Genomic DNA, 11,589 nt, shown 5'->3' on the forward strand with positions numbered 1-11,589 from the left:
CAATATTAGCATTAACTCATAATGAGATACCGTTTTTGAAAATTTGGTTACGTAGAATTCATTTAGGCCTTGCCCTTATTAGCGGACTATTTTTATTAATAGTGAGCTTAACCGGTGCTGTTATGATTTATGCAAAAGACATTCAGCACTTAATAGAACCCGCAAAATGGCAAGTAGCACCACAAGCTACTTTTATGCATTACGATGAGTTGATACAAAATGTACAAACTCAAACTAAGCAAAAAATTACTTTTTTTATGCCAGAGCAAGCACCGAACGCCGCATGGCAGTTTAGATTAGCTAATAAACACTACGCTAGTGTTAATCCCTATTCAGGGAGTGTACTAAACGTCTATGAATCAACCGATACTATTTATGGGTTTGCCCAAGGCTTACATCGCTGGCTGTTGTTTGAAAACAGTAAGGGTGAAAAAACCTTTCGAAATTGGATGTCGGTATGTGCATTGCTGCTGCTAGTAAATGTATTACTTGGTTTTTACTTATGGGTAAAACCAAAAAACAGAGTTAAACGTTTAGCTATAAAACCAAAAGCCAAATTTAGAGTGCTCATGTATCAATTACATACAGTACTTGGTGTTTACTTTTTTATACCCCTTATGCTTATTGCTTTTACTGGCATGGCATTTAACTGGAAAACACAAACTCAATCTGTATTAGAATTTGTAACGTTTAACAAAGTAGAGCAAAGACCTAAAGCGCCAAAAATAATCCCCCTTTCTCAAGCTGTTTTAAATTATAACGAAGCAATAAAAAATGCCGAGAGCGTATTCCCTGATGGCAAAACATATAGAATTTACTTGCCTAAAAAAGATGACGAAGCAATTGCACTGAGAATGCAAAACCCTGGCGAAAGCCATGCTTACAGCTGGGTTTGGACTAACCCATTTACTGGTAAAGTATTAAACTCATTTGACGCCAGTAAAACCAACTTCACAACACAAGCATGGAACTTTAAGTATAAATTTCACATTGGTGATTTTGCAGGTCCTATAGTGCAGTTTTTATGGTTATTAATAGCCCTTTCACTCGCATTTTTTATTGTAAGCGGTGTGTATTTTTGGTTAAAACGCCACAAATGGAAATAAATCTCATTAACACTTGCGTCATTAGTTGATAATAATTACCATTACGCAACTTATTATCAACTAAGACCCTCCCATGTTAAAAACTTCGCTTTGCCTTATTGCTGTTGCAATAAGTGCTAACACGTTAGCAAATGAAAATAATAAAAATGAATACACTTCTGATCAGTTAGAGCATGTGATTGTATCTGGCAGCCGAATATCAGAAAGCATTGACGAAGTACCAGCCTCAATTACCGTTATTAATCAGCAACAAATACAGCAGCATTTAAAAGTAAGCTCAGAGCTGGGGAGTTTACTCGCGCAAATGGTTCCAGGCCTTGCACCTAACACTGGCAGCTCAAGTAATTCAGGACAAACACTGCGTGGTCGCGCGCCATTAATAATGATTGATGGCGTACCGCAATCAACCCCTCTTCGTAATGGTTCATTAGGTGTAAAAACGTTAGACGCAAGCGCAATAGCGCGCATTGAAGTCATAAAAGGAGCAACCTCTATTTATGGTAATGGTGCCTCAGGTGGCATTATTAACTACATAACAAAACAAGCGCGTAGTGATGGTAAACCGGAAGGCGAAATAAGTATTTCAAGTCGCTTTAGCGCTGTTAAGTTAGCAGAAAGTGGCGGCGGTAGAATATCAGCAGCAGTGAACGGTAAACTTGATAAATTAAGCTATCTACTAACAGCAAGCTATGAAGAAAACGGCGTACAACGCGATGCACAGGGCGATATTTTAGGCTTGCAATATGGTTTATCTGATTCTGAAACTCAAAACTACTTTACAAAGTTAAGTTACGATTTTGACGACGAAAAACAACTTCAGTTTAGCTACAACTTTTACAGTTCACAACAAAAAACAGACTTAGGCGATGTGACTGGCGATGGCAATATAGGGGAAAAAACATACGCTATACACGTCCCTTTAGAGCTTCAAAAACAAGGTAAACCGCAAGGCCCAGAAGGCAACGAGAATATAACCCTAAAATATGTTGATTACGCGTTGTTTGAAAACACACAAATGACCCTCGATCTATATAAACAAAATATAGAAAACGTGTTCTTTTTCTCAACCGCGTTAGCGAATCTTGATGAAGGTTACAGCGGTGGTCAATCGGTTATTAAGTCAGATAAACAAGGTGCACGAGCCACGTTTAATAGCCAGTTTGATTTTGAAAATATAACAGCCACCCTAATCTACGGCATTGATGCCTTAAACGATAAAACATCGCAACCCTTAGTAGATGGCCGTGTGTGGGTGCCAGAAATGGACATGGAAAGTATTGCCGGCTTTTTACAAACAAAATGGGTAATAAACGATGATATTATTGTAAAAGCAGGCGTAAGAAACGAAAGCATCGATTTGAGCGTAAGTGACTATCAAACATTAAAGCTGTGCAGAACCGAATCACAATGCTCAGTGCCATTGAGTGTGCGTGGCGACAGTATTAATTACGACGCGACAACCTATAACGCTGGTATAAAATACAATTTAACAGAGGCGTTTAGTCCGTTTTTTAGTTACTCACAAGGCTCTGACATTTCTGATATTGGTCGCCTACTTCGTTCTGCGACCGTTGAAGATATTGCGCTTATTCAAACCCAAGCTTCAATAATCGATAATTACGAAGTTGGTTTTACCTCACAGTTTGAAAACGTGCGTTTTGAATTTGCACTTTACAGAAGTACCTCAGAGCTTGGTACAAGTAGTGAATATAATGAAGTAACGGGTGTTTACGAACCCGTGCGTGCACCACAAGAAATATGGGGTTACGAAGGACTAGTTAACTACACTATTACCCAAGACCTTAAATTAAGTGCTACTTACAGCTATGTTGAAGGTAAAAACACCGAGACAGATGACTATTTAGGCGCAAGCCAAATTAGCCCACCTAAAGCAACAGCTAATGTAACATGGCAAACAAATGACGAACTATCACTTGCAATGAGCTTTTTATACGTAGGCGACAGAAAGCGCTTTGATAAAAACGCACAAGGCCAATACTCCGGCGATCAGGGCCCTGTTAGTAGCTACAACACATTTAACTTAAGTGGCCAATACAATGTTAACGCCAAGTGGAGTGGCTATTTTGGAATAGAAAACCTTTTCAATAGTGATTACTACCCAGCCCGCGCACAAGCATATACTTACGGTGGGTACAACATTAAAGGATTAGGCACAACTGCAACATTGGGTGCTACATACCAATTTTAACAAATAAACACACACTATAGGCATGCCCTGCATGCCTATATGCTTAACCTGAGCTCTGGTTAAGAGATTTACTGACGTATAGAATCATGGAGATATTTAAATTGATTTTCTCTAGCCAGAGATTCTCAGTGAAAACAAGGCGACTTTACGCGTCAATAGCTAGCCTATTGCAAGTAAATTCAACGCAGTTAGCGCTGAAAATAGCTGCTCGAGATAGATTTATTATCCAGAGTTCAGGTTAATTAACAAATCCCACATAAATAGACGTCTCACTTTTTTATTTAAGGCGTCTATTAGATGCTAATGCAAATAAAAAACTGTCCATAAACCAAGCAGTAACGCAAACTTAAATGAGAATCAAAACCAATAGTAACGCAATGATTTTTATAGAGAAAACTTGCAATATAGGCTATTTGTACTACACTACATACAATTGAAATAGTTAAGGCGATTTATCATGAAAGGTAATCAAAAAGTAATCGATGCGTTTAATACATTGTTAGCTAACGAATTAGCAGCAATCGACCAGTATTTTATACACTCGCGCATGTATGACGACTGGGGTTTAAACAAACTATACGAGCGCCTTAACCACGAAATGGAAGAAGAAAAAGATCACGCAGACTGGCTTATTAAGCGCATCTTGTTTTTAGAAGGTGTACCAAATATGACTAAACGCCGTGATTTACTTATCGGTAACGACGTAAAAAGCATGATGCAAAACGATTTAACACTAGAACTTGAAGTAGTTGCGTGTGTTAAAGACGTTATCGCAATATGTGAAGAACAACAAGATTATCAATCTCGTAGCATTTTAGAAAAACTGTTATTTGATACCGAAGAAGATCATGTTTACTGGTTAGAGCAACAACTTGGCTTAATTGATAAGATTGGTTCTGAAAATTATCATCAAGCACAAATGGCTTAGTAGGAGCATAGTATGAAAGGCGATAAAGACGTTATTGCAGCGCTTAATAAAGTACTCGCTAATGAGCTTGTTGGTATTAACCAATACTTTTTACATGCACGCATGTTTAAAGATTTTGGCTTCACTCAACTAGACAAAGCAGATTACAAAGTATCTATTCAAAAAATGAAAAACGCCGATCGTTTAATCGAACGTATTTTGTTTTTAGAAGGTTTACCTAATCTTCAAGACTTAGGTCGTCTGCGTATTGGTGAGAACAGCGAAGAAATGATTGCAGCTAACATGAGTTTTGAACTTGATACTATTGGTGAGTTACAAAGCGCAGTTAAACTGGCTGAAAGCAAAAAAGATTATATTACCCGTGAAGCCCTTGACCACATTTTAAATGAGCAAGAAGAGCAAATTGATTGGTTAGAAACCCAACAATTACTTATTAAAAATACGGGCATTAAAAACTACTTGCAGTCTCAACTGTAAATAGTAACAAGCATAAAAAAAGCAGCTAAAAAGCTGCTTTTTTTATATCTAAATTTTATATGTAATTAAGCAACTTGATCCGTCACATCCGCAATTTGTATAAGTCTGCGATTAAGGATTTTTTTAGTACAACCACAACACTTACCGCATTGGCTGCCTACTTTAAGCTCTTTAGTTAATTCACGCATGGTGGTTGCACCATCGTCAATTGTTTGCTCAATTTTTTTATCAGTCACACCGTGACATAGACAAATATACATGAATACAAACCACTCTCAATTACATTTAGTATGTGCATATTAATCTAAACAAAAATAGTTATCAATTGTTATTTGAAAAAATGTGTATTATTTGAATTTTTTTTTGGCCAGCGCCACTTAAATTGAGAATTCGCGGTAGCTTGAGAATAGTTTGAATTTCAACCAAGGTGTGGCACACAGATTGAGATGTATTAATTAAAGTTCACCTTAAATGTAAGTAAAATTCGGTTTAGCTAAATATTTGAATGGTTGCAAATTGATTACATTAAGGCTTTAAAAACCTTTATGTATAAATACGGAATTTATGGAGCGGTGATTTCCGGTTTGTGCCAATAGCGGTCATTCACGCGTAACTCGTTTCTGCCCCTTTCTGCGTTAGTTTGATTACTCGGTGGCAGATCGAGCCACTGACATCGAAGTACTTTTCCTCATGGGTGGCGATTGAGGGGCTGTGCTCGGAATCTCCCATAGATACGCAAATTGCACTTCAGATATTGCGATCCCAAAAAACGCATAACGATGCGTTTTTTGGTGTGTAGGTGTTGGGTTATAATTGATACTTAGCCTGCCATCTCATAACACGCGCTTTGTCACGATTTTCATAGGCCTGAATCGCTGGTAATAGTTCTAAGTTGAACTCTCTTTCGTTGTCATTAGCTATCGCCGTGAGAAGCATTGTGTACCAGGCTGTAATTCCCCCCTGAGGTGGTGACTTAAACTTTGGAAAGCGAGGAGTAACACCTTCTCCATCTATCCATTCATTTGGCAAATCGGGTCTGAGTATCAATGCTCGTCCAAGACCAATGGAGTCCGCTGCATTTATAGATAAGGCATCTATTACCTGCTCCCGTTTTTTAAAACCGCCAGTCACTACTAAAGGAATACTTGTTAAGCTTTTAGCCTTTATTGCAAAGTCAATGAAGTACGGGCCGCTTGAAGCACTGTCAGAGCTGGATTTTGCTCCAGGAAAATAAGAACCGCCGCTTATCTCAATCAAGTCGATAGACGTTTTATTAAGGATGCGAATAACTTCTAGAGCGTCGTCTTGAGATAATCCTCCTTCTAGTTGATCAGAAGAGTTCATCTTGATGCCAATAGGAAAAGTCCCCCCCACCGCATCTCGGACTTTCTCTATTATCTCTATAACGATTCTGCTACGTGCTTGTATTGAACCGCCATATTGGTCTTTGCGGTGATTGAATAGCGGAGACAGAAATTGGCTAAGCAGAAAACCATGACCTGCATGTATCTGAACACCTGTGAACCCTGTTTTTTTAGCAATCTTCGCAGCTCTGGCATACACATCTGGCAATAAAGATACTTCTTTCTCTGACATACCTGCACATTCAAATTCACTTATCTTAAGAGGTGATGGACCTTTGGGCTGGCTAAGTAGTTTGTAAGCCAGTCCTCCTGCATGACCTAACTGAGGCCATATGTGGGCATCATTAATCGATGCGCGGGAGGTTAACATTTGTAAATCTTTTAGGTTGGATTGATTAGTTAATACCAGGTTTCCTGGTTTTTCAGGGAACCTGGGATCTACCTGCACTTCACCAATGACGGATAACCCAATACCACCCTCTGCCCATCGTTCATAGAGTCGAGACTGAGCTTCAGTAGGGTTCCCTTCACCGTCAGCGAGTGAGTCAGACATTGCTGACTTTATTAGACGGTTTTTGATGACTGCGCCACAAGGGAGCTCTAAAGGAGGATCAAGTAAGTTCGCGGTGTGTAATGGCTGGGTCATATCTACCTCTCGGGGCACCAATACTTATGTACGGTGTTAATTAATAACGGTAGAGACATTGTCCCCGATTTTTACTAAACTAAAAAGATAGCAATAGTTCAAACACTTTTAAATATTATTTAATAATGAATACATCAGATCTCAATCTATTCATACGAATAGTGGAAACAGGCAGCATAACGGAAACCGCAAAACAACTGAGTGTCACTCCTGCGGCAGTCAGCTCTGCGCTTAAAAGACTGGAAAAAAAGTTGGATATACAGCTACTTATCAGAACCACAAGGCAATTAAGGATCACACCTCAAGGCGAACAATTTCTGTTTCATTGTCGCCAGGCATTAGCCAGTTTGGAGCAAGGTCGTATAGCTGCACATCAGACACAAGGTAAGGTGAGTGGTAAGCTAAGGTTGTCCGTTTCATCTGACTTAGGGCGCAATACTCTTTTACACTGGGTAGAAGAGTTACTGGATGAACACCCTTTATTGTCGATTGACCTTACGGTTGGCGATTCAATTTCAGATTTTTTTCTCGACCAAGTTGATATGGCACTTCGTTATGGGAAGCTAGAAGACTCATCGATGGTTTCATTTCATATCGCCACCATGAGCAGGATCACCTGCGCCTCTCCATCCTATATATCTAAACATGGTGAGCTAACGCATCCTAACAGCTTAAAGGAGCATAATTGCTTATTGCACCGTCGAGCTGGTCGTTTATTGAACAGTTGGGAATACGCTGGTCATTCTGGCTCATACAAAGTCAAAGTGGATAGCAATCGAGTCAGCAATGATACTGACATTGTTCGTAAATGGGCTGTTAGTGGTAAAGGGATAGCGTATCGCTCCCAGATAGATGTCCATTCAGAACTTCGGAGTGGGCAACTTGTACGGCTTTTACCAGGCTTTGAATCACCACCTGTTGAGTTAAATCTAATCTGTCCAAGCAGAGAGCAGGTTAGCCCCGCTGTTATTGCTTTTCGGGAACTGCTCAGGAAGAAAGTGGCACAAATCGTTTCGTGATGGTGTTTCGTGGATTAATATACAGTATTGCAGCAAAAAATAATTCACTCCCAAAATCGACCATGCTCGAAACTGTCCAGTTCCGCGCAAACCGACCACCGCTGACAACGGTGGTCTTTGACGTTTTGAGATACGAGAAGTTATCTGAAAGCGGGGTTCTAGGTTATTTACTCTGACGAGCTTTTGTCCAAAAACGAGTTTATCTGACCGTCTGCTTCTCGCTCTTTCCTGACTATCAACTAATTACCAAAAGCCAACTTTATTACTCCCGAATAAAAACTATATTCGATTCTTAATATTTACCGCACAAAACTTTTGTGGAATAATGCCCGCCTCTTAGGGGAGTAGCCCGCTCAGTAATGAGTAAACTTATCAACATAATTGCACCTCAAGTGCATGGTAAGTTTGTAATGTTGTAGCAAGCGTTATCGGCGAGACCTAGGTAGACACTATCCTCATGGCGGGAGATAGTTGTTTGCCTTGGTTTAGTATTCCCGCCTGTAAGAATCAATAATGGAAGTTTTTTTAACCTCAACCGTCACTGTCACACTTGCCGAAATAGGCGATAAAACCCAGCTTTTATCGCTCCTGTTAGCCGCCCGCTTTCGTAATAAAGGCGCGCTTATTCTTGGTATTTTAGCCGCAACCTTACTCAATCATGGTTTATCAGCATGGTTTGGGCAGTGGTTAAGTAATAGTTTTTCTTCTGAATATTTACCTTGGCTTGTTAACATAAGCTTTATTGTAGTTGGCCTTTGGCTATTAGTTCCAGACAAAGACGAAGCTGTAAGTAGTAAATACGATAGCTACGGGGCTTTTTTAGTCGCTTTTGTATTATTTTTTATTGCAGAAATTGGTGATAAAACACAAATAGCGACGGTGTTGCTAGGCGCACAATATCAGTCTGTGTTTTGGGTAACGGTAGGAACCACGTTAGGTATGCTAATTGCTAATGTCCCTGTTATATACGCCGGAAATGCATTACTAAAAAGAATATCTTTAAACACCGTACGTGCTATTGCTGCTTGTGTGTTTGTATCATTAGGTATTTATGGCTTAGTTACAATTTAATAAATATTAAAGCTCGCAACTGTTAATTTAAGTGCGAGCTTTAATTTTTTTCTGCACGTTATTTATGCATTATTTACACAGTAACATCCCTTGGTTTGTGTAATTAAGAGGTTTGAGTTAAAACCTGCAGCTAAATTAGTGACCACAGTTTCAACAAAACCACTTCCCTGAGCACAAGCTAATCCTTCGGAGAGCGGCCCTGCATAAACAAATTCACCCGCTTTGTTAATAATAACAGCAGCAGGCGTTGCCGGAATAATGTGTTTAAGAATTGGTGTTAATTCAACTTCCACAATCTTTATGCCTTTATTCGTAGCAAAAGAAGTTAGCGATGAAATATGTGGCTTAGCCTGTATAGTACACCCGCAGTTTTTTTCTGTTATAAGCACTAAAGACGGCTCACCACTATCAATCCAATCCAATTGCTTTTTAAAATTAATAAACCAATGTTTTTGCATTAAAATTTTTGAGCTATCAAACGGTTTAAGCTGCTCTAATTGAAAATAAACTAACCCTGTAACAACGCAAATAAGCCATGTAGCTATAAGCGAAAATACGAAAGAGTTAGATTTATTTAAACTTGGCAATGCTTTGCTCTAACACATCAATACTTACATCTATTAACTGCACCTTAGCGGTTAACTGCTGCACTATTTGCGTATCTTGGTACTGATTTTGTCGCATAGTATCAGTACTGCTTGCTATTAATTCAGTATTACCTGCCTGCTCAGCTACAACTTGTGCAACTGAATCAGAACTTGAAGATACTGCGGCTATTTGCTCGCTCATTGCTGAAATATTTTCTTTCATTGCAGCACTAATACTTGTTAAATCAACTACAAAATTCACACACTGACTCATTGATTGTGTTGACGTTTTACTATTATTAACAAGATCTTTTAATGTTAGACTAATTTTATCTGTTGTTGCTTTACTATGGTTAGCCAAAGATCTTACCTCATCAGCAACAACAGCAAAACCTCGACCATGTTCGCCTGCACGGGCAGCTTCAATAGCGGCATTTAAAGCAAGTAAGTTTGTTTGCTCAGCAATACCTGATATCTCATTTAGAAGACCTGAAATAACATCACCCGCAGCCACTAAGAGGTTTATTTTTTCTTCAGTATGGTTAAGTAGTGTTAACAGCTCTCTACTTTTAGCATCTGTTTGAAGAACTTCTTTTAATGCGTCGCTCGCAGCTTGTGTAATATGGTCTACTTGACGCTTTAGCACCTCACTTTCTTCTTCTACAAGTTTAAAACCATTAGCAACTTGAGCGCCAGAATTAGCAATATCATCAGTTTGTTGTGTACGCTGCACTGCACCACCGGCAAGCTGATCATGAACATGTATAAGCTCTTGTGAGTTTTTTTGCAGTGATTCAGATTGAGTTTGTACCTGCTTAATAACATCCGATAAGTAATCTAGTAACGTGTTAAAACCTGCTACAGCTTCACTTTTAGTATCATCAGCGCGAAGAGAGAGTTTTATGTTTTCAGGGTCTTTCATTATTTGCTCTGTCGCATAACTTAAAGATAGAGCTGCACGACGTTCGCGTTGCAACATTATGGCAATGTAGCCTGCAACTAACACTTCAACTATTGCGTATCCAGCATGAATAAGCACCGTAGTAAAAGCAAGCCTGTCAGGATCAAATACATAAAATCCTGTATTTTGAGTTTGTAAATAATAAAAAGACAAATGATGAACTGCCACGAATACAATTGCAGTAATAAACACTCGCCACTGTACAAAAACAATTAACATGGGCATTAAAATAAATATTTCAAAATGGACTTCAATCAACCCAAAAGTTTGTTGTATGTGCAAAAAAGAAAACATCATTATGGCTGCAGCTATCACATGCGGGGTAACAGGGCTGTCCCCTTGTGTGTTTAAAAGCCATATAGGTAATAAACACAATGGCAAACCTATCATAAAGGCCTGCGCTAATGTGTCGAAATACAAGCCAATAGCGATAGACTCGACAAACAAAAGACTGAAAATAATTGTAAATAACCGGCCAATACTAGACATAAAAACCTTAAAATTGTTGTTTGCATTGTTGTTTTATAAAGCAGTCTGCAATATACGTGTAAAAACGAGTTTCAGTTCACTGAACACAATAATAAACTACCGACACATCAAAAAGTAATACATTTGATTTACATTATATACATGTGGTCTACTTAATTATAGGCAGTATTTTTTTAAACGTAGGCGTTGCTGCTTTTTTTGTCCATTGAAAAATAACAATTTCAGCGCATGAAATTACCGCACCCGCTTGGCGTAATTGCTCAACTGCCAAGTTTTTATGTTGCGGATTTCTCGAGCCAATACCATCGTGTACGACAATAACCTCAAAACCATTTTCTATTAAATCTAAGCATGTTTGTAAAACACATACATGCGCTTCAGTGCCCACAACAACAACCTGCTTTTTATCATGGCTTTTTAACTTATCAACAAAGCCGAGCTCTGCACATGCACTAAAGTACGTTTTATGAAAATACATAGCATTAGGTAATGTATTTTTAATTTGCTGATTAGTCGCGCCCAACCCTTTGACATATTGCTCAGTTATTAAGACCGAGACGTCGTGAATAATACCTGCCTGCGCTAACTGCAATGTACTTTTTAAAATATTCGGAAAATCTTTAATTGCAGGAGCAAGCAACTCTTGTAAGTCTATTATTAATAATACGCTGTTTTTTACATCAATATTAGATAAAACCACTATACTCTCCTCATGAACATTAACTGTTATCT

At 38.7% G+C, this 11,589-nt stretch carries 11 protein-coding genes; 6 read left to right on the top strand and 5 right to left on the bottom strand.

What is annotated here, in order from left to right:
- The first annotated feature begins 35 nt into the window (after positions 1 to 35).
- The 4 genes from BW142_RS05630 (at position 36) to bfr (BW142_RS05645) (ending at position 4,720) form a co-directional block, all read left to right on the top strand.
- On the top strand, positions 36 to 1,106 hold the full coding sequence (locus tag BW142_RS05630) for a PepSY-associated TM helix domain-containing protein (RefSeq protein ID WP_076924197.1): 1,071 nt from the start codon (positions 36 to 38) through the stop codon (positions 1,104 to 1,106).
- Positions 1,107 to 1,179: 73 nt separating this feature from the next.
- Positions 1,180 to 3,315, top strand: coding sequence for a TonB-dependent receptor (locus BW142_RS05635; RefSeq protein WP_076924198.1), 2,136 nt, complete (start codon positions 1,180 to 1,182; stop codon positions 3,313 to 3,315).
- 457 nt (positions 3,316 to 3,772) lie between these two features.
- On the top strand, positions 3,773 to 4,243 hold the full coding sequence (gene bfr / locus BW142_RS05640) for a bacterioferritin (RefSeq protein ID WP_002958985.1): 471 nt from the start codon (positions 3,773 to 3,775) through the stop codon (positions 4,241 to 4,243).
- A 12-nt stretch (positions 4,244 to 4,255) separates the two neighbouring features.
- The gene (bfr, locus tag BW142_RS05645; RefSeq protein WP_024593101.1) at positions 4,256 to 4,720 is read left to right on the top strand and encodes a bacterioferritin; all 465 of its coding nucleotides are present in this window, start codon (positions 4,256 to 4,258) and stop codon (positions 4,718 to 4,720) included.
- Between the two features lie 65 nt (positions 4,721 to 4,785).
- Here bfr (BW142_RS05645) and BW142_RS05650 read toward each other — a convergent pair whose 3' ends face one another.
- Together BW142_RS05650 and BW142_RS05655 are read right to left on the bottom strand one after the other, a co-directional pair.
- Positions 4,786 to 4,980: a (2Fe-2S)-binding protein gene (locus BW142_RS05650; RefSeq protein ID WP_002960627.1), complete on the bottom strand. Its 195-nt coding sequence runs from the start codon at positions 4,978 to 4,980 to the stop codon at positions 4,786 to 4,788.
- Positions 4,981 to 5,527: 547 nt separating this feature from the next.
- Positions 5,528 to 6,730 carry an NADH:flavin oxidoreductase/NADH oxidase family protein gene (locus tag BW142_RS05655; RefSeq protein WP_076924199.1) on the bottom strand — a complete coding sequence of 401 codons (1,203 nt, stop codon included), beginning with the start codon at positions 6,728 to 6,730 and terminating at the stop codon, positions 5,528 to 5,530.
- A 125-nt stretch (positions 6,731 to 6,855) separates the two neighbouring features.
- On the opposite strand from BW142_RS05655, the gene BW142_RS05660 reads away from it, so the two are divergent.
- Both BW142_RS05660 and BW142_RS05665 read left to right on the top strand, forming a co-directional pair.
- Entirely contained in the window at positions 6,856 to 7,749 is an 894-nt protein-coding gene (locus BW142_RS05660) for a LysR family transcriptional regulator (RefSeq protein ID WP_076924200.1), read from the top strand.
- Positions 7,750 to 8,262: 513 nt separating this feature from the next.
- Positions 8,263 to 8,820, top strand: coding sequence for a TMEM165/GDT1 family protein (locus tag BW142_RS05665; protein WP_076924201.1), 558 nt, complete (start codon positions 8,263 to 8,265; stop codon positions 8,818 to 8,820).
- Between the two features lie 62 nt (positions 8,821 to 8,882).
- Here BW142_RS05665 and BW142_RS05670 read toward each other — a convergent pair whose 3' ends face one another.
- The 3 genes from BW142_RS05670 to BW142_RS05680 form a co-directional block, all read right to left on the bottom strand.
- Positions 8,883 to 9,407 carry a DUF6436 domain-containing protein gene (locus BW142_RS05670; RefSeq protein WP_076924202.1) on the bottom strand — a complete coding sequence of 175 codons (525 nt, stop codon included), beginning with the start codon at positions 9,405 to 9,407 and terminating at the stop codon, positions 8,883 to 8,885.
- Positions 9,391 to 10,857: a methyl-accepting chemotaxis protein gene (locus BW142_RS05675; RefSeq protein WP_024600566.1), complete on the bottom strand. Its 1,467-nt coding sequence runs from the start codon at positions 10,855 to 10,857 to the stop codon at positions 9,391 to 9,393. The genes BW142_RS05670 and BW142_RS05675 overlap by 17 nt, the downstream gene beginning before the upstream one ends.
- Before the next feature lie 148 nt (positions 10,858 to 11,005).
- Positions 11,006 to 11,557 (bottom strand): isochorismatase family protein, encoded by a 552-nt coding sequence (locus BW142_RS05680; protein WP_076924203.1) that lies wholly within the window; start codon positions 11,555 to 11,557, stop codon positions 11,006 to 11,008.
- Positions 11,558 to 11,589 lie beyond the last annotated feature (32 nt).

This window comes from Pseudoalteromonas sp. EB27 (assembly GCF_001974875.1).
Classification (GTDB): Bacteria; Pseudomonadota; Gammaproteobacteria; order Enterobacterales; family Alteromonadaceae; genus Pseudoalteromonas.